Origin of the sequence: Bradyrhizobium sp., from assembly GCF_019242285.1 — a bacterium.
Lineage (GTDB): Bacteria > Pseudomonadota > Alphaproteobacteria > Rhizobiales > Xanthobacteraceae > Bradyrhizobium.
The window spans coordinates 1-18949 of the sequence record NZ_JAFAVV010000720.1 but is presented as its reverse complement, the minus strand read 5'-3'; the positions used below and the strand labels follow the sequence as shown (position 1 = coordinate 18949).

Below are 18949 nucleotides of genomic sequence, written 5' to 3'. Positions count from 1 at the left end.
GCTTCCGGAAGCAGGCCGTTGGCGGCGAGGATGACGCCTCGGTCATTGTGCGCCTCGACCCAGTCGGGCCTGAGCGCCACCGCACGGCCGATCAGCGCTGCGGCGTCGTTTCGCCGGAGCTGATGAGCGATCACGCCGGCCAGATGGAATGCGCGCGCGTCGTTCGGCGCCGCGTCGCAGGCCGACCGGCACAGCGTCTCGGCTTCCGCGAGCCGCCCGGCGCGATGATGGGCGATCGCCGCCGTCAGCACTCGCTCGCTATCGGGCGCGGAGCTCATGGGCAGGACAACCAGCCGACTTCAGTCGCAGGACCGGTAATACCCCTGGCCAAGGTCGATCTCGCACGGCTTGCCGTAGACCCAGACCGGTTGATCGCAGGGCAACGCCCGTGTCGCTCGGTCGCGCGTCATGCAGGCGATGTTCCAGGCCGGGTGCTGCACGAGCCTTCCGCCGAATGATTCGGGTGGCGGCGCTGCTCGGACAATGGCGGCCCGCAGGTGGTGATGCCTCGGTCCGTGATGGGGTCTTGCGGATGCCGTCCCGGCGGCGAGCGCCAGCAGCCCAGGGGGTAGAAGGATCGCGCGCATCAGCATGGTAATTGGTCCTTTCATTCATGGCGCTGCTTCGAAGCTCGCGCTCAGACATTCCCGACCGCAAATGCGGCAGGCTTTTCTCCGGCCAGCCACCGCTGCCACATCCGCTCATAGGCGGCCTCGATGGCCGCCGTCGAGCTTGCCAGATCGAACGGCGAATTCCCATCGCGGGCCCGCTCGATTCTCTGCCGCAGCGCCACCAGTTGGTCCGGCGCACGGATAAACTCCAGCACCTTCCGCTCATAGTCCTCGAGCGAGGTCGTCACAAGCTCCCGCATCCCGATCGCCGTCAGAAGGCTGCCGGCGACGCGGCCGGCAAAGGTCTCGCCGGCGCAGGTCAGAATCGGCAGCCCGCCCCGCAGCGCGTCGCTGGCCGTGGTGTGGGCGTTGCAGGGCAGCGTGTCGAGAAACAGATCGGCATGCCGGTGACGTTCAAGATGCGCATCCAGCGGCAGTCGCGGCGCGAAGATCAGGCGCGCGGGATCGACGCCGCGCCGCCCCGCCTCGACGCGCAGATGACGCTCGGCCAGCTCGTTGGCGGCGAGCAGCCACAGCACGCTGCCGGGCGCGGCGTGTAACAGCCGCATCCAGACGTCGAACAGCGGCGGCGAGAGCTTGTAGCTGTTATTGAAGCAGCAGAACACGAGGCCTTGCTCCGGCAGCCCGCAATCGCTACGCCGCGTCGGCGGTGCCGACAGCTCCCGCGGGCGGTCGTTGACTTGATAGCAATTTGGAAGATGGACGAGCCGCTCGGAAAAGAATGCCTGCTCATGCTCGGGAAGCACGAAACGGTCGACCATGATGTAGTCGATGAAGTCCGCGCCCATGGTGGCGGGAAATCCGAGATAGCTGACCTGGACGGGCGCCGGCCGATGCGCCGCAACGGCGGGACGGGCGCCGTGGGTATGTCCTTTCAGATCGATCAAGATGTCGATCTCGTCCGCATGAATCCGGCGCGCGGCATCCCGATGCGCGAGCGCGGCGACATCGACGAAACGATCGAAGGCATTCTCGAGCCGCGCTCGCATCGCGCTGCCGTCGTCGGGGCCATAACTATAAGCATAGATCTCAAAGCGGTGCCGGTCGTGGCCTTCAAACAGGCCGGCCACCAATTGCGATGTCGCGTGCTGGTGGAGATCGCCCGACAGATAGCCGAGGCGAATCCGTCGGTCGCTCTTCCTCCTGCGATGCTCGAAAGCCGTGCCTTGTGCCTGGAACGGTCGACTCCACTGTTCCGCGCAGCGCAGCTGGTCGGCCGCCGTCGCCTTGGTGAAGAACAGATAAAACGGCGGGACACGCCGCCCGCTTCGCGCCAGCGCCAGCAGCCGCTGCTGGTCTGCGTCGAATTCGTCCCAGTCACAGGCCAGAGCGCGGTGATAGGCGAGCTGGCTGAACGCATCGGCATCGCCCGGCCGGAGCTCAAGCCCCCGGCGCCAGGCGGCGAGCGCCGGCGCGAGGCCGCCGAGTTCGCGCCAGGCATTTCCGAGATTATAACACGCCTCCGGAAACTCCGGCCGAGCCGCAAGCGCCTGCTCGAAGGCCGCCCTCGCCTCCTCTGCCCTGCCTTCGGCGAGGAGCGCCGTGCCCATATTGTTGTAGAGGTCGGCATGCATCGGCCCTGGCCTCAATCGCGGGCGATAGAGCTCGACCGCCTCGCGCGGGCGGCCCTGCTCTTGCAGCAGGATGCCGGCATTATTGACCGCATCCACGTCATCCGGTTGCAGCTCGATGGCGCGTTCGCAGGAAGCAAGCGCCTCCTCGAGCCTGCCCTGCTCCCGCAGCACGGCACTCAGATGGCTGTGCGCGGCGGCGATCCTTGGGTCGAGCGTGATGACCCGCCGATAGGCCGCCTCTGCTGCGTCCAAATCGCGCAACTGATGCTGCACCACGCCGAGATTGAACCAGGCCTCCGGATAGGCAGGCTGTGCCGACGTCGCGTTCCGATAGGCCGCGGCGGCTTCGGCCGGCCTGCCTTGCATCTGCAGCACCACCCCGACATTGTTGTGGGCTTCCGCATAGTCGGGTCTGAGGGCAAGCGCGGCCAGGAAGCATTGCGCGGCGTCCGGAAGCCGGCCCTGCCCCTTCAACGCATTTCCGAGCGCGAGATGGGCTTGCGCCGGTTTCGGATCGAGCTTGACGGCCTGGCGATGGGCCGCGACCGCCTCGGACCATCGGCCCTGCTGCTGCAGCACCAATCCCAAATGAGTGTGCCCCACCGAATTGGCGGGTTCGAACTCGATCTCGCGGCGAAACAATGTTTCGGCGCGGATGAGATCGCCCTGCTGGACGGCGATGATGCCGAGATTGCCGCAGGCGGCTGCGTGGCTGGGATCCACGCGCAGCAGCTCCTGGTACAACGCCTTGGCATCCTCGACCGCGCCCTTGCGCTGCGCGTCGATCGCGCGCACGAACAATTGCTGCGTGGCCGTGTTCATCGGAGCCGTGCCGCTCACCCTGCAGGCCGTTGTCTCACGGCACCCGATAGTTGGTGTATTGGATATCGAAATGGGTCGCGCCGTACAGCTTGACATAAACGATCGGGCCGTCGAGGCGAACCTCCTCCATCGAGCGCGGCCCCTTGAAGATGGTCGCATATTTCTCGTAGCCGGGCGCGTAGATCACGGCCGTGCCGGTCGGCGGCGTCACGCTGACGATCATGGTCAACGAGAGCGCGTTGTCCGGAACATATTGGCTGACGTTCACCTTGATCGGCTCGGGCTCGACCGCCGGCGCTTCCGACGGTGTTTCGGCCTGCGCCATCTGGAGGTACGCCGGAGGCGGCAGTTCCATCATTGGTTCTCGCTCCCTTGTTGCGCCGCGTGCGCACCGGCGTCGGTCATCCCAAATTCGGTCGGGGCGCTCCGTTCTCGCATCGAAACGAAAGAGGAGACGGGCGGCGCGTCTGCGGGCCTCCTCCATTCATGACATCGCCAGCTCAGAAATCGAAGGTCAGACCGGTCGTGGCGCCCCTGATCGTTGCACCGCCGATCGTGTCGTTGGCGGCATCGCGGCTGCAGACCTGGTAGCCGTGACCGCTGGCACCCAGGCAGTAATGCGCGCCTGGCCCCTGGGTGAGCTCGGTCGCGACGACGTACCAGCTGGCCCACTGGTTGAAGCGGTAGCGCGCTCCGATCGCGTAAAGATTGGCAGAATCATCGAACAGGTTGCCCTGCAAGGTCGCCTGACCCGCCGTCTGCGGATCGTTGAAGCTCAACATCGCGGGATTGCCGGGCGTCCGGAAGGCGTGCGCATACGACGCACTCAAGGCCCATTTGCCGACATACTGGGTCGCACTGACGAAAACGCCGTCGCGCGAACGTTCGTTGAAAATCTCTTCCATCGGCGTCACCTCGCGCCGCATCCATTCGTAGTAGGTGTACAGTTGCACGTCGCCGATGCCGTCGTTGAAACGGTAGCCACCGCCGACCTTCGCCGCCCATTCATTGTGGACGCCGGTCAGGACCGGGGAACCGTCGGCCAGAGTAACCGGCGCGATCTGGCCGGGCTCGAGGCCGTCGTCACCATGGCGGTTGACCTGCTCGTGTAGCTCGTAGGCGGCGATCGCGGTGAACGGGCCATTCTTGTAGGTCAGCGCGGCGCTGTAGGCATTCCCGTACGAACCGTCGGTACAGCCATTGCCACCGATGTTGCCGCCGATCGCTCCGCCGGTACCGGGGAAATTGCTGCCGCTGCCACGGGTCGAGGCGCCGTTGCACTGGAAATAATCGCCGTAGGAATAGTCGCTGTTGTCCTGCGCGTAGTTCTGGCCCGGCGAGATCAGGGCGCTGAACTGGAAGCCGCTGACGATTGGCGATTCATACCAGATCGCATGGTTCATGCGCCAATCGAACTCGGCGCGATTGTCACCGCCGGTGTTGCCCATGAGCGCATTGTAGTCACCCAGCGTGTTGGCGAAGGGATCGAACGCCGCGGTCGCCTTCTTGTAGGGCGTGTCCGATTTGCCGGCCTTGACCGAGCCCCAGGGGCCTTCGAGGCCGACAAAGGTGTCGCGCGTGCCGAGGGCGGCGCGCTCGGTCGCCGCTGCCGCCGCATCGATCTGCGCCTCCATCTGCGCCACGATCGACCAGCCATCCCAGCCATAGGGCGCGAGATTGTGCCGCGCGCGCACGCCGAAATAGGAAGAATTGCTGGCAATGCCGAACTTCGTGCCCTGGTCGAACACCGAGGGATTGAAGATATCGCCCGACAGATCGAAGTGCCCGTAGAGCGTCACCACGGTGTTGTCGACGATCGGCCCGAAGGCGCTCGCCTTGACCGGCATTCCCGGAACGGGCGGCGGCGCAGCTGGCGCCGGCGAGGTCGCGACCCCTGCGTGAAGGACTGGATTGCCCTTGGGCGGCTCGGCCGCGGGCCCTGCAACGGCACCCGGCGTTGCCGGCCCCGATTTGGTGGACTGCATTGCCTTGATCTTCTGCTTCAGCTCGGCGTTCTCGCGCTCGATCTTGTCGAGCCGCGCCATCACGTCGTCGAGTGTCGCTGATCGTGCCGTCCCGCCCCCAAACGCCAACAGGCAAAGTGCGGCGCAGGCCGTACCGGATAGAAGCTCGGTCTTCATGTTCTCCCCCGTCGTGAACTGGTTCAACTCCCAGGCGAACGACGGTACGTTATTTTGTATACCAACTAAATGGCGCCGCCGCGAAGTTGATGGAATCTTGGTAATCTGTCGCAAAAAATGCACACATGCATTGCACCACGTAATATTGCTGCGCAAGAGAGATATAATACGGATAGAAATTACTGCCGAATCATGCTGTTGCCGCTATGCAGCGGCTAAAATGCCCAGATAACGACCGAGCACAGAAAGCAATTTAAAATTGAAACGGCGTCGTGGCATAATGGACACATATGCGTCCTATTCGAGCCAGGGCTTCTGACCGCGTTGGATGCGGCCGGCGATTTCGGCTTGGAACGCCGGCGGGCCGAAGGCGAACCAATCCTCGCCGATCTGATAGATCAGCGGCCGCTGGTTCGCGGCGCTGAACTGCATCAACCACTCCAGCGCCTTCGGTTTCGGGCGCGCGCCGGCGGCGACGGCCACATCAACCGGCAGGCCATGCCAGAGGAAATTGGCAGCGAGCAGGATCAAGTCAGCCCTGTCCGGCCGCATCCAATCGGGCAGCGGACTTGAACTGACGAGCCATCCGCAAACGAATTTCCGGCACGGATGCTCGGGGCGCTCCGAATAGACGGCGCAGCCAGCATCGCTGCGGAAGGGACAAGGCTTGTGCGGCCGCACCTCGTGGCCGCCCACCTCGATCTGCAGCCACCCGTCGCAGCAGGCGGTGCAATCGCCGCAGTTTCTCTGTCTGCCGCCATCCATTCAACGCGTTCGCACTCTGATCAATGGGATATTACGGATAGCATATGTCCGGCACTCCTAGCGATGGCAAGTCCCTCCTGCACACCGAATCTAGAACCGTACTGGTTCAGGATGCATCCGGTCAAACTGGGCGATCGTATAGTTCATCGCTCGGCGCGGCAATTTCACCACTCGCGCCCACCGGATAGTGTCCGCCTGGATGCGGCCTCCGCTCCAAGACCAGCCCGATGCCGCATTGAACCGGGAATGCCCATGCGAAATGCAGCATGTTCAACGCGCCGTTGGCTCGGCCTGCGAGTTCCGGCGGAAAGTATTCGGCGGCGATCGCAAAGCTGAGAACGACGCCCGCTCCGACCAGCGAACCGACGGACCATGGCAGAATTGCCGGCAGCGGTACTTGAAGAACCAACATGGACTCGGCCGCGATCAGCGCCAGCCCGACGACCGCCAGCATCCGCTCAGTCCGAACGCCTCTTCGGCGGAGGCGATCGGCAACGAGGCCCGGGAGCCAAGCCCCCACGCTAAGGGACATTGCCATCACGAACAGATTAGTGATGCTGGCGCACACGGCTAGCGACCTCAGCCCGGGGGACCTGGCTTCCTCTCGCAAGAGGTCGATCGTCTGCCTTCGGGCTTGCAACATCGTTCCGTTACAGACGTCTAGAAGAATGCTTCGCGCGAGGATACGCTTGAGTTGCTTGTCCCGATCAACCGGCGAGAGAGACAACGCGAGGAAGCAATGATGGTCGAAGAGGAGCATAACCAAAAGGCCGTGATTTCACGACGAACACTGGTCCAGGGGCTGGGAGTGTGTGCCGGCGCAACGTTTGCGGCGATGGGCGGCGCGTTGGCGCAAGGGAGCAATGAGGCAGTACCGCCGACAACAGTCACTAACCCGCCACGCGATTTCAGTTCGCGCGGCGCCCCGACCACCTATTTCTGGGATCCCGACATCATTGCAGTTGATCCGTCGTTCAACGACCTCGCTCAACCCAACACCGCCATCCATCGCCTGTATACTGGCCTGTCGTGGGCCGAAGGACCGGCATGGAGCGCGCAAGGTCGTTATCTCATGTGGAGCGATATTCCAAACAATCGGCAGATGAGATGGTTGGAAGATGACGGTCGTGTCAGCGTCTTCCGATCGCCCTCCAACTACAGCAACGGCAATACGTTCGACTTTCAGGGCCGGCAGCTCTCGTGCGAGCATCTTACCCGCCGGGTGGTACGATACGAGCACGACGGCACTGCAACTGTGCTTGCCGATTCCTACAATGGAAAGAGGTTGAACTCACCGAATGACGTTGCCGCGCACCCAGACGGCAGTTATTGGTTTACCGATCCGCCCTATGGCGGCCAACTTTATGAGGGCGAACCGGACGTCGCGGGAGGCCCCAGCAATGCCGCTGGCAAGCTCAATCCCCGAATTGGAGAGCCGGCCGGGTTCGTGCCGGGCAAACGCGAGTTGCCGACCAATTGCTATCGGGTCGATCCTTCCGGCCGCATCGACCTGGTGGTCAGCGAGGATCAACTGCCCGACCCCAATGGCCTCGCATTCTCGCCAGATTACAAGAAGCTTTACGTTATCAGCACCGGCAAAGGGCCCGGCGACACCGGCCCGGGCGGCAAGAGCGACATGTACGTGTTCGACGTAGGTGCCGACAATAAGCTGACTAATCAGAAGCGATTCAGCGACTTCATGGTTGACGGCGTGAAGTGCGGACCGGACGGTGTGCGCTGCGATGTCGGGGGCAATGTTTGGTGTTCGAGCAATGCCGGACGCCATGTGGGCTATAGCGGCGTGACGGTGTGGACGCCATCAGGCCAGCTCATCGGCCGCATCCGCCTGCCTGAGGTGTGCGCCAACATATGCTTCGGCGGCCCCAAGCGAAATCGCCTGTTCATGGCAGCGAGCCAGTCGCTCTACGCTGTCTACACGGCTACCCAGGGAGCAGGACCCGGCTAGCTCAACAGACTCATCGTACCCGCCGAACAGAGGACGAAGCGCAAGCTAAAGTTACGGATGAGCATTGCCACTGGTAGAAGAGAAGCCCCGTCGCCATGGTCGATGACGGGGCTTAAGAGGTCGAGGCGGCAGGAGACTGAGTCCAACTGGAGGGAAGAGTCGCCCAAACCGCCATCATAACTTGTCGGTGCCGGGCTCCTTCTTAGGCCTAGGAGACAGTCGCGGCCGACCCGGGGCGCACCATTACATGTGGTGGTGGTGATGGTGATGATGCATGTGGTGGTGGTGATGATGCATCATCTTCGCGTTGGCGGAAGCGACGCCAGCGGCAGCAACGGCGATGGTCAAAGCAACGACGGCAAGTACCTTCTTCATGGTCGATTCCCCCTTGAGAGACTTTCAAGACAGCGCCTTCTAGGCTAGGGGTTCCATTCTGAATGGCGGTTGAACAGCCAGGACCCTGCTGCGTCACGCGAGGGGCGTGTGGGAATCCAGCAACAGGGCGGGGGCGTCGGGGTAAGGCCCTTTGTCCTGCTCCCCTCTCTGAATGACGAACTGTGCCTGTGAGGGTGGGAGCCATGCCGAACGCCCGGGGGTGGCCGGGAGGCCGCGTCCGGCCGGCGCTCGCCACCAGAGACAACGGGCGCCGTTCCGGAAGCGCAGCAGACAGTAGCATTTTTTTCAGGCGCGTGTCTATGCGCCCAGAACTCCCTCCAAAGTGATCAACAATTACCAGGAAAGGGTCATTCACCATCAGCTGCACTTGGCGAGCCTTCCTCCTCGAAAATGTTTCGAAGGGATGCCTCTGTCTTCGGCGGATAAGTGATCAGTTGATCTTGGTGGTCAATACCAGAACGGCCCAAGTGTGCCTGCCGACTCACCAGTGTATCCGGAATGACGTCCAAGAAAAAATTGGCGCCGATCTTCGCGTCCGGGCTTTCGAGTTCGCGAGCCCGGGTCCCAGCCCTGATGGTGATATTCGAATTGGACGCGACGGCAGGGTCGTTCAGTACTTGTTTGACAATGCCATCATGCAAGTAAGCGGCCCTCAGCCAACTGTGCCGACGAGCCATCTTGAACCGAAGATCCGTGATCACAAGCAGTTCCAAACAAAGATTAGGCTACCCGTGGGCACTGTGCTTCGGCACAACTCCTGGACTTGGCTGAGCCACTCACGCGCCGGCTCGCTGGCTAGCACCGAAAGCTCTGGGTACCGAGTCCAGTCCTCAGCCAGCCAGCTCAGTCGGTCGGCGGGCACGGCAGGCAGCAAGCTCACCGTCCGGTGACTTAAGGTTGTGACCACGGGAGCCTGGTACAAGTCGGGTTTCTCCGCCGGCGTCAGCAGCGCGCTGTCCAGGGCATCTTCGATGGTGGCTTTCGAGAGCAGGACATCCAGAATCGCCAGGGCAACAGGGTCCAGGCCACGAGCGCGGACGGTTGGGAAGCCGAATTGGTGCGGGTCCGGAAACCCGGCTTTCCGATAGCCAGGAAGCGCATCGGGCTCTGCCGCGAATACGTCTGTCAGCATGTTCGGTCCGCCTGCCTGCATTCCAATGGTGCGCTAAATCTACCAGCGCATTGCCATGGATGCTATTCGGTTATGCCCCGCTCCCGCAGAATTTGCAGTTCGTGTCGGGATCGGGGCGTTCTCGAGCTTAGCTTCGAAATGTGGGCGCGTTGTATTCCTTCCAGTCGAGGTCACCCCAATCGCCTTTCTCGATCTTGTCACAAGAGACGATGCAACGGCGCCTCTTACTCGCTGCTCTGCGCTCAACGGCTCTTGTGATAGCTTAAGGCTTGGAAGCCCTGGCGAGCGCATCAAGGCTCGAACCTGAAACCCGCTGCTTAAGAGGCACGCTTCTGGCCTTCAGTCTTCAAGAGAATTTTATAAACCGAGTCAAAATCCAAGCATTTGAAATCAACGGCTTACAAATAAAAATCCAACCGTGAAGCCGCGTCAGTCACGGAGGATCGATGAATCCTCCTCAGCTTTTTCGATTGGTCGAACATTCGTTCCACGATTGCCAGCGTAGGACCCTCACCTTCGACTACGCGTGGCGCAGTCACGAAGAACCGAAGGGCGACGCGTGGTATGCGGACGTGGCTAAGGCGAGCGAAGAGGCCAGATATACCTCCTGCACCAGAGAGTTGCCAAGGTGCCGGTGAACCGCAATACTGATCCAGAGTTCGCGGAGAGTTCATTGAAATCGCCGGAGACGGGCAGGTGACGAAGATGGAGCTGCGTCCAAGGCAAGCCGCCCGCGACGCGTGGCGGGTCGGCGTGCTGTTCTCGCGCAGCGGACCGATGGCGATCACCGAGTCCGAGCATTTCTTCGGTACTGCACTGGCTATCGAGGAGTTCAACAGAGCTGGAGGCATCCTTGGACGCGAGATCGAGGTCATTGCCTATGACCCGCGTTCGCTTCCCGAGATCTATCGCAAGATGGCCGACCGCCTGCTAACCGACGATGGCGTCTCCGTCATCTTCGGCGGCTCGACATCGGCCGAGCGCAAGGCCGTGTTGCCCGCCATCGAACGACGCAATGGCCTGTTGTGGTATCCTTCGCTGTACGAGGGGTTCGAGTATTCGCCGAACGTGATCTACACCGGAGCCTGCCCCAATCAGAACAGCTTTCCGCTTGCGGAATACATCGTCCGCAAATACGGTCCGCGTGTCTATCTGATTGGCTCGGACTATATCTACCCGCGCGAATCCAACCGGATCATGCGCGATCTCGTCGAGTCCTATGCGGGACAAGTCGCCGGAGAGCAGTACGTCCCCATGGAAGCCAGCGACGCCGAGTTGACGCGCGCGCTGGAGTTGATCCGCATACGATCACCCGATGTCGTGTTCTCGACCATCGTCGGCCGCACCGCGCAGCGCTTCTATCGGCTCTATGCGCAGAGAGGCTTCGATCCGGCCCGGCTGCCGATCGCAAGCCTCACCATGGCAGAGGGCGAGTTGCACGAGATCGGATCCGAGTTCTGTGTCGGCCACCTGACGGCGGCCAGCTATTTTGGTTCGCTCGAGAGCGAGAGCAACAAACGATTCAAGAGCGCTTTCGCCAGGGCCTACGGCGCGGACCAGCCCGTCAGCATGTGGAGCGCTAGCGCCTATGCTCAGGTGAAACTGTTTGCCAAGGCGCTGGCGCAGGCCGGCAGCCTCGATACGCAGCGCCTGGTCGATGCCGCGCTGGGGCACAGCCTCGACGCCCCCGAAGGTCCGGTCCAGATCGACGCAGACAACAATCACGTATGGCTGACGCCACGGATCGGGCGCGTACGGGCCGACGGCGAATTCGATATCGTCTGGGAAAGCAAGGGCCCGATCAAGCCTGATCCCTATCTCTCGGTTTCGCCGATCGGCGGACGCTGGCTAACCCAAGAGGCGGCCACAGCATGAAACCGGGCGTGCGCCGCCTCATCGAAGATCTTCGCGGCGCGCGCGTGCTTGTCATCCATCCGCGTGACACCGAAGGCGAGGCGCTGATCGACCAGCTCAAACGCATCGGCTGCAACGTGCGCGGCATGTGGCCGCCGCCGCCTGTTATTCCGCGCGACGTCGACACCGTGTTCCAGCTCGTCGAGTCCTCCGAGGAAACGGTTTTCCACGCAAGCTCGAACGAGCACCCGCTGACCCTCGTGGCCATCGTCGACTACGAGAACCCCACGATCCTGAAGCGGTTGCTCGACAGCAACGCCCATGGCGTCGTCAACAAGCCGATCCGTTCGTTCGGCATCCTTTCCTCGCTGGTGCTGGCGCGCTCGCTGCGCGGCTATACGCGGCGGCTCGAAGGCAAGGTTCAGAAGCTCGAAGATACCCTGAAGGCGCGCCGCGATGTCGACAAGGCCGTTAAGATCCTCGTTGCGTTGAAGAAGATCAGCGAGTTCGAAGCCTATGAACTGATCCGTCAGCAAGCAACGCAGAAGCGGCTGACCATGGCCGAGATCGCCGCCTCCATCATCAATGCGCAGGAAATGCTTGGCGGACTTGGCGTTCTCGATACGCCCCTGCAAGCGCGCTCCGGCTCACCGTTTGAGCAGTAACGGCCTTATTTTTTGCAGTCTTGACCGTTGACTCGAACCCCATCTTGGGAATTAGCTGAGGTGAGCGCGGGACAATGGCCCGCGACAATGGCCGGTCGGCCATTTCAAATTAGGCTGGGTAGCCCTCGAACTGCGTCGCTTGGCGCATTCGGGGGTTTTTGTTTTGCGCAACGCAAAGGAGCGGCCTGCGATGGGTTTGCTTGCCTCGGCGGCACTCGACGAAGCGAAGGTCAAGGTTGCCTGCGTTCAGATGCACCCGGCAATCGGAAACGTCGAAGCGAATGTCGCGCACAGCATCGAGCTGATTGCTCGCGCGGTCGGGCTCGGCGCCAAGCTCGTCGTGCTGCCCGAGCTCTGCAACAGCGGTTACATGTTCCGGTCGCGCGAGGAAGCGTTCGCGGCATCCGAGCCCGTGCCGGCGGGGCCAACGGTGCGCGCCTGGAGCGAAGTAGCCGCCAAGCACGAGCTGCACCTGGTCGCCGGCATCTGCGAGCGCGACGGCGCCAAGCTCTTCAACAGCGCCGTGCTGATCGGTCCCGCGGGCCACATCGGGACGTTTCGCAAGATCCATCTCTGGAACGAGGAGAATCTTTATTTCGAGCCCGGCGATCTCGGCTTCCCCGTATTTTATACCGCGATCGGCCGCATCGGGATGGCGATCTGCTACGATGGCTGGTTTCCCGAAACCTATCGCCTCACGGCGCTCCAGGGTGCGGACATCGTCTGCGTGCCGACCAATTGGGTGCCGATACCGGGCCAGGCAGAGGGCCGCGAGGCGATGGCCAACATTCTCGCCATGGCGGCGGCACATTCGAATTCAATCTACATCGCCTGCGCCGACAGGGTGGGCACGGAACGGGGCCAGCCGTTTGAGGGCCAAAGTCTGATCATCAGCTTCACCGGTTGGCCGGTCGCCGGGCCCGCCAGCCGGGACTGCGAGGAGATCTTGATTGCGGAGGTCGCGCTCGGCGAAGCAAGGCGAGCCCGCAACTGGAACGCTTTCAATCAGGTTCTGCGCGACCGCCGCTCGGATCTCTACGACGAGATGCTGGGTAGCGGCGTCAGACGCGGTTGGTACTGAACAATGGTAACAGGATGGAGGATATGGTGATGACATCGCGCGCTTTGTTGGCCTCTTTTGCTTTTGTGGCGGCCACGGGCTCGGCGCTCGCAGCCGACCCGATCAGGATAGGTGTGCCGGTCGGTCTTTCCGGCGCAAACTCGGTCGTGGCGCCCTCCGTCGTGCAATCGGCGGAGCTTGCGGTGGAAGAGATCAACGCCAAGGGCGGTATCCTCGGCCGGCCGCTCGCGCTTGATGTTGCCGATGACGGCTCGGGCGCAGCCGGCGCGCAGAAGGCGTTCGATGCGCTGATCTTCCAGAAGAAGGTGAACGTGCTGATCTCGATGGAGACGAGCGCGGCGCGCAATGCGGGTCTGCCGATCGTGGCGCGCGGCAAGACACCCTACATCTACACCTCGTTTTATGAAGGCAAGTCGTGCAGCCCCTACCTGTACGTGAATGCCTGGGTGCCGGAGCAGCAGGTGCCGCCGATCGTCGACTACTTCAACAAGGAGAAGAAGGCGAAGCAGTACTTCCTGATCGGATCGGATTATGCGTTCGGCCGCGGCATGCTGTCGTTCACCAAGGCCTATATCGAGAAGACCGGCGGCAAGGTCGTCGGCGAAGAGTATTTGCCGATGGACGGCTCGGATTGGACGTCGATCATCTCCAAGCTCAAGGCATCCGGCGCCGATGCCATCGTGACCTCGACGGCCGGCGGCGCACCCAACGTGACGCTGACCAAGCAACTGCGGGCGGCCGGCGTCTCACTGCCCTACGGCAATCTCGCCGTCGACGAAGGCACGGCCAAGAGCATGGGCGCAGATGCCGCCGACATCTATATTTCGGCCTCCTACGTGACGGGCATCGATAGTGCCGCCAACAAGAAATTCCTCGCGGCCATGGGCAAGAAGTTCGGCGCCGACCTCAAGACACCGAACGATCTGTCGGTGCCGGAATACGAGGGGGTCTATGCCTACAAGGCGGCTGTGGAAAAGGCCGGCGGAACGGATCCCCAGAAGGTGCTGGCAGCGTTGTCCGAAGTCTCTGTCGATGGACCGCGCGGCACAATCAAGATGGACAAGCAGCGGCACGCTCCGCTCACGATGTATCTAGGCCAGGTGCAAGCCGACGGCGGCGTGAAGGTCATTCAGAGCTTCCCCAACGTCGATCCGGGTGCGCAGTGCCCGCCGAAGTCGTAAGGTGAAGAAGGGCGCGAAAGCGGGAACTCCTGCTCGCACCCTTCGCTTCGGAGCAAGCATGCTGATCGTCGCCCTCGACGCCGTCACGACGGCGGCTCTGCTTCTCATCATCTCGTCCGGTCTCCTGATCGTGTTCGGGGTGATGAAGATCATCAATTTCGCCCATGCCGCCTTCATCACGGTCGGAGCCTATGCGGCGCTGGTTGGCGCGAGGCTGGGCCTGCCCTGGGTCCTGCTCGTGCCGGTCGCCTTCGCCGCTGGCGCGGCATGCGGTGCGTTGGCGGAAGTGACCATCGTGCGGCGGCTTTACCAGCGCCCGCTCGACGCCATTCTCGCAACGTGGGGCCTCGGCATCGTCATCGGACAGATCGTCACCCTGATCTTCGGACGCGAGGTGCAGTTCGTCCAAGCCCCGATCACCGGCACAATCGAGCTCTTGGGCGTCGATTATTCAGCCTACCGAATCGCGATGATCGGTGCTGCGTTGGTTGTTGCACTGGTATTTTCGGCGCTTCTCAACGGAACGCGGCTCGGTCTGTCGACGCGCGCGGTCATCATGAACGAAATGCTGGCGCAGGGATTGGGCGTCGACAGCGCACGCGTGCGGCTCGTCACCTTCGCAATCGGCAGCGGGCTCGCCGCGCTGTCCGGTGCACTGATCACGCCGCTTTCGAGCGTCGATCCGAACATGGGAGTGCCCTGGCTGATCAGCGCCTTCATGCTCGTCATGGTCTCCGGCGGATCGCTCCTGACGCTCGCCGTCTCGAGCCTCGTGCTCGGCGGTCTGCAGGTGATCGTGTCGACCTTCGTCAATCCCATCCTCGGTGGACTGACGATTGCCATCTGCGCGGCCGTCGTGCTTCGCGTCCGGCCGGAGGGTTTTGCACGTGCCTGAGGCCCGCCAACTTGGCCAGGCGGCTGCGCCGATCGGCATCCCCACCAGATTGTGGATGGCGGCGCTGGCGCTGTTGATCGTCGGCGGCATCCTGGCGGCACCGCTCCTGCTCGACACCTACATTGTCAACATCCTGATCCGCGCATTCTTCGTCGCGATCGCGGCCGTCACCGTCGATATCGTCTGGGGCTATTGCGGCACGCTGACCTTTGGCCAGTCGGCCTTCTTCGGCATCGGCGTCTATGCACTGGCCATCATCTTCACGGAATATGGTTTTGGACCATGGCAGGCCTTGCTCGCCATTGCCACGGCCATCGTTGCCGCAGCCGTGGTCGCCGCGCTGACCGGCTGGCTGTCGTTCTATCCGGGCTCGTCGCCGCTCTACGCATCGATCGTGTCGCTGGTCGTCCCGATCGTGCTCGTGCAACTCGTCTACTCGGGTGGCACCTTTACCGGTTCGTCGAGCGGGCTGGTCGGATTCGAGAGCTTCGATCTGGAACTAGAGAACTGGTTTCGCCTGGCGGGTCTTAGCCTCGCGGCCGTGGCGGTGGTGACGTTGATCATCATGCGGAGCGACACCGGCCGCCTGCTCAAGGCCCTGCGCGATAACGACGAACGCTGCACCTATCTCGGTGTCGATACCTCGCGCTACCGCATCGTCGTGCTGGTGCTGACTGCGATCGTCGCCTCGCTGGCAGGCTTCGGCTACGCCGCCTTTGGCGGAGTCGCTGCACCGGAGAATGCGAGCTTCACCTTCGGCACGCGGCTCATCATCATGGTTGCGCTAGGCGGACGCGGTACCGTCATCGGCGCCATCGTCGGCGCGCTCAGTATCGAAGTTTCGAGCGCCTACCTCTCTGGCAGCTTGCCCTATGTCTGGGAGCTGATCATCGGCATCGCATTGATCGCAGTCATTCTCGCCTTTCCGGACGGCTTGGTCGGCGTGATCAAGCAACTCACCCACGGCATCCAGCCGTTCGAGCGCGGTCCGATAACCCGCCTCCGGCCGATCGAGACTGCGGCCGTCAAGAGCACCGACAGCGAGATCGCGCTCGAGTTAAAGGAGGTTGGCAAGCACTTCGGTAGCCTGTCGGTGCTCGACGGCGTGGAGTTCGTGGCGAAACGTTCCGAACTGTTGAGCTTGGTCGGACCGAACGGCGCCGGCAAAACCACGCTCATTCGCTGCCTGTCCGACGGACGCGAGCGATCGACGGGCTTTGTCGCCATCGCTGGACATGCGATCGATCGCCAGCCGCCGAATCGAATCGTTGAGTTCGGTCTTGGGCGGAAATTCCAGGCCGCCTCGATTTTCGAGGCGCTCACGGTGGCCGAGTGCCTGCGGGTCGCGCGCACCCATCGCGCCCGCCCTTCGCTTGTCTCGACCTCGATCGACCTCGAGTTGCCCCCCGCCGCGATCTCGGTCGTGGAGCGCTCGGGGCTGCTGGAACGGCTCGATGAGGAGGCCCGCCGTCTCAGTCACGGCCTGAAGCAGGCGCTCGAGCTTGCGATGGTGCTTTCACTAGAGCCCGAGGTGCTGCTGCTGGACGAGCCGACGGCTGGGCTTACCCGCGCCGAACGGCAGGCTTTTGCCGACATCCTGACTTCGCTGGCGTCGCGCGACCGGCTCTGCATTCTGCTTGTCGAGCACGATCTCGATTTCGTTCGTGAGATTTCCTCCCGCATCATCGTCCTGCATCAGGGCAGGATCGCTCTGGACGGATCTGTGGATGCGGTTGCGAACAGCGCCCTCGTGCGCGAGATTTATACGGGCCAGCAGGCAGGCGACGACGGGAAGGAATCATGACGGCAGCGCTCCAGGTCGAAGATCTGTCGAGCGGCTACGGCACGTCGAAGGTCATCAACGATATCAGCTTCGCGCTCGCACAATCCGAAGTTATCGCCGTCGTCGGCAAGAACGGCATGGGCAAGACATCGCTGTTGAAGACGATCCTGGGCTTCCTCCCGGCCTGGCAGGGCAGCGTGAGCTTGGCCGGAAGGGACGTGACGAAGATGCCGCCGCATCTCAAGCGCCGACTCGGCATGGTCTACGTCCCGCAAGAGCACGCGCTGTTCCAGGACCTGACGATCCGTGACAATCTTCGACTGGGCCTGTTGTCGGACGACGATTTCGAGTCGGAGCTCGAACATGTCAGCCGATGGTTTCCGGTGCTGACACAACGGCTGCAGCAACGCGCCGGGACGCTGTCGGGCGGCGAGCAGAAGATGCTCATCGTCGCCCGCGCGCTCATGGCAAAGCCGGCCGTTCTCCTGCTGGACGAGGTGACCGAAGGTCTGCAGCCTTCCCTGGTCGACCGGTTGTCGGATGTCCTGACGCGCTTTCGCCGTGACATTGGCACGTCGATGGTGGTGATCGAGCAACATCTGCCCTTCGCGCTCGGCATCGCCAACCGCTATCTGGTCTTCAAGCGAGGCGAGATCGTCGATAGCGCCTCTATCGATAACGAAGCGGCGCGGCGCATCGAAGCTCACATGCGGATCTAGTACCGGAATCATAGCTGAGTGATTTCGGATGCCCGAGGAAATCGTTGTAGAGGCGAAACCAGTCGCACCGCCTTTCCCTTGCAGACCGCGCGTCAGTGGCAGCTTGCCTACCATTTCATCGGCGCAGAATGTCGATCGCAACCGCATCGCCCTCTTCCGCTACGAAAAGTCACAACGTAGTGACATGGATAAGGCCAATGCCGACCGGGTCGCTGATGCTCTCGCCTGCGGTCGTCGCGAGCATCGCGTGGCGCCACTCCGGTTCATCCGCCGAGAGCGCGATTTCTGAATTGAGGTTGAGAGCTTGGCCGCAACCAGGCCCCTCAGCAGCCGGACCTGCTGGCGCAAGCAATGCAGGAGACGGCACAGTGCTTGCGCTCACCGTCGCCGCCTCCCCACAATCCTGCTCCCCGGGTTACTTCGCTACCCGCTCAGCCTCCGCCGCTGCCGCGCCGCCCAATGCCCGATGTAGTGGAGATCTTTCGTAATCCCGCATAAATCAGCTGCTTGGGGTCTTCGTATCCCCCTCTAATCGATGAAAGTTGGTTAGAGGACTTCTAAACCAAATCGCAGGAGCCGGACGGCGCGATCTGGTTTAACCAAATCTTGTCGCATTCCAGCGGATTTTCGGAGGATCGATCGCCCCGTCGCGAGTCGAAATCTCGAGAGTTACAGGTGGCCCCAGCTCTTTGACATCAAGTCGTTTTCCCTAGGCATGCGTAGTGATCAACGCGCTTGTTGAACGCATGCTTCTCCACGTTTTCCCTTTAATGGCCACGGGAAGCACACGAAGTACATGTTCGCGCCATGGAGTGGCTAGGCAGGATCGATCGCGAAGCCGACATAGATAAATTCGCAAATACAAATCATTTCGACCAAAAGCTGCCGCGAAAGGAATTGAAGTTCCCGTGTCCCTTGTAGAAGCACATCAATATCCCTTGGGGACCGCGCCTCTTTAGGGACGCGTACCGCCGGCTCAGGCGGTCCGCAGAAGAAAATAAATTCGGGGAGACATCTTATGCTACGAGAAGGGCTTTCTCGCGGCCAGGATTTGGCGCGCGTGCTGATCGGCGCCTTGATCCTGACAATATCCGTCACCGCGCTGCTTTTTCCGCAGCGGGCGTCCGCGCTGCCAAGCTATGCACGACAGACCGGGCTTGGTTGTGGCGTCTGCCATACCGAGTTTCCGCAGCTTACGCCGTTCGGTCGTCGCTTCAAGATTGGTGGCTACACGCTCGGCATTCAGGATCCGGCAGCGGCCGAGAAGAAGAAGTTTCCACTGTTTCCGACCAAGGCTCAGGCTTCACCCGAGCAGCTTCTGACCGGGGAGCCGAAGTCGACCG

The 18949-nt window shown here is 62.3% G+C and carries 19 protein-coding genes and 1 pseudogene; 10 read left to right on the top strand and 10 right to left on the bottom strand.

What is annotated here, in order from left to right; all coding sequences use genetic code 11:
* From JOY90_RS29115 to JOY90_RS29085, 7 genes are all read right to left on the bottom strand, one after another.
* The coding region (locus JOY90_RS29115) for a tetratricopeptide repeat protein (RefSeq protein WP_291694541.1) at positions 1-278 on the bottom strand (278 nt) is incomplete at its 3' end.
* Between the two features lie 21 nt (positions 279-299).
* Positions 300-611, bottom strand: a complete 312-nt coding sequence (locus JOY90_RS29110) for a hypothetical protein (protein ID WP_291694540.1) — start codon at positions 609-611, stop codon at positions 300-302.
* Positions 612-637: 26 nt separating this feature from the next.
* A complete protein-coding gene (locus tag JOY90_RS29105) occupies positions 638-3028 on the bottom strand; it encodes a tetratricopeptide repeat protein (RefSeq protein ID WP_291694539.1) in 2391 nt (796 codons plus the stop codon).
* 34 nt (positions 3029-3062) lie between these two features.
* Positions 3063-3386, bottom strand: coding sequence for a hypothetical protein (locus JOY90_RS29100; RefSeq protein WP_291694538.1), 324 nt, complete (start codon positions 3384-3386; stop codon positions 3063-3065).
* Between the two features lie 142 nt (positions 3387-3528).
* Positions 3529-5169, bottom strand: a complete 1641-nt coding sequence (locus JOY90_RS29095) for a porin (RefSeq protein ID WP_291694537.1) — start codon at positions 5167-5169, stop codon at positions 3529-3531.
* A gap of 297 nt (positions 5170-5466) precedes the next feature.
* Positions 5467-5700 (bottom strand): hypothetical protein, encoded by a 234-nt coding sequence (locus tag JOY90_RS29090; RefSeq protein ID WP_291694536.1) that lies wholly within the window; start codon positions 5698-5700, stop codon positions 5467-5469.
* Between the two features lie 355 nt (positions 5701-6055).
* Entirely contained in the window at positions 6056-6388 is a 333-nt protein-coding gene (locus JOY90_RS29085; protein ID WP_291694535.1) for a hypothetical protein, read from the bottom strand.
* A 285-nt stretch (positions 6389-6673) separates the two neighbouring features.
* On the opposite strand from JOY90_RS29085, the gene JOY90_RS29080 reads away from it, so the two are divergent.
* The gene (locus tag JOY90_RS29080) at positions 6674-7900 is read left to right on the top strand and encodes an SMP-30/gluconolactonase/LRE family protein (RefSeq protein ID WP_291694534.1); all 1227 of its coding nucleotides are present in this window, start codon (positions 6674-6676) and stop codon (positions 7898-7900) included.
* Between the two features lie 243 nt (positions 7901-8143).
* Here JOY90_RS29080 and JOY90_RS29075 read toward each other — a convergent pair whose 3' ends face one another.
* The 3 genes from JOY90_RS29075 to JOY90_RS29065 all read right to left on the bottom strand — a co-directional run bounded on the left by JOY90_RS29075 (position 8144) and on the right by JOY90_RS29065 (position 9428).
* Positions 8144-8275, bottom strand: a complete 132-nt coding sequence (locus JOY90_RS29075) for a hypothetical protein (RefSeq protein ID WP_291694533.1) — start codon at positions 8273-8275, stop codon at positions 8144-8146.
* A gap of 368 nt (positions 8276-8643) precedes the next feature.
* Positions 8644-8937, bottom strand: coding sequence for a hypothetical protein (locus tag JOY90_RS29070; RefSeq protein ID WP_291694532.1), 294 nt, complete (start codon positions 8935-8937; stop codon positions 8644-8646).
* A gap of 56 nt (positions 8938-8993) precedes the next feature.
* Positions 8994-9428: a hypothetical protein gene (locus tag JOY90_RS29065; RefSeq protein WP_291694531.1), complete on the bottom strand. Its 435-nt coding sequence runs from the start codon at positions 9426-9428 to the stop codon at positions 8994-8996.
* Between the two features lie 705 nt (positions 9429-10133).
* On the opposite strand from JOY90_RS29065, the gene JOY90_RS29060 reads away from it, so the two are divergent.
* The 9 genes and pseudogenes from JOY90_RS29060 to JOY90_RS29020 all read left to right on the top strand — a co-directional run.
* Positions 10134-11303, top strand: a complete 1170-nt coding sequence (locus JOY90_RS29060; RefSeq protein ID WP_291694530.1) for a transporter substrate-binding domain-containing protein — start codon at positions 10134-10136, stop codon at positions 11301-11303.
* Positions 11300-11947 carry an ANTAR domain-containing response regulator gene (locus tag JOY90_RS29055; protein WP_291694529.1) on the top strand — a complete coding sequence of 216 codons (648 nt, stop codon included), beginning with the start codon at positions 11300-11302 and terminating at the stop codon, positions 11945-11947. Before JOY90_RS29060 ends, JOY90_RS29055 begins: the two co-directional genes overlap by 4 nt.
* 190 nt (positions 11948-12137) lie before the next feature.
* A complete protein-coding gene (locus tag JOY90_RS29050) occupies positions 12138-13028 on the top strand; it encodes a nitrilase family protein (protein WP_291694528.1) in 891 nt (296 codons plus the stop codon).
* 29 nt (positions 13029-13057) lie between these two features.
* A complete protein-coding gene (locus JOY90_RS29045) occupies positions 13058-14209 on the top strand; it encodes a substrate-binding protein (RefSeq protein WP_291694527.1) in 1152 nt (383 codons plus the stop codon).
* A 58-nt stretch (positions 14210-14267) separates the two neighbouring features.
* Positions 14268-15104, top strand: a complete 837-nt coding sequence (locus tag JOY90_RS29040) for a branched-chain amino acid ABC transporter permease (protein WP_291694526.1) — start codon at positions 14268-14270, stop codon at positions 15102-15104.
* Positions 15105-15159: 55 nt separating this feature from the next.
* Positions 15160-16908 (top strand): ATP-binding cassette domain-containing protein, encoded by a 1749-nt coding sequence (locus JOY90_RS29035; protein ID WP_291694542.1) that lies wholly within the window; start codon positions 15160-15162, stop codon positions 16906-16908.
* Positions 16905-17606 carry an ABC transporter ATP-binding protein gene (locus tag JOY90_RS29030; protein ID WP_291694525.1) on the top strand — a complete coding sequence of 234 codons (702 nt, stop codon included), beginning with the start codon at positions 16905-16907 and terminating at the stop codon, positions 17604-17606. The genes JOY90_RS29035 and JOY90_RS29030 overlap by 4 nt, the downstream gene beginning before the upstream one ends.
* 28 nt (positions 17607-17634) lie before the next feature.
* Positions 17635-17895, top strand: a complete 261-nt coding sequence (locus JOY90_RS29025; protein ID WP_291694524.1) for a hypothetical protein — start codon at positions 17635-17637, stop codon at positions 17893-17895.
* Between the two features lie 771 nt (positions 17896-18666).
* Positions 18667-18949, top strand: a pseudogene (locus JOY90_RS29020) (hypothetical protein); the annotation flags it as partial.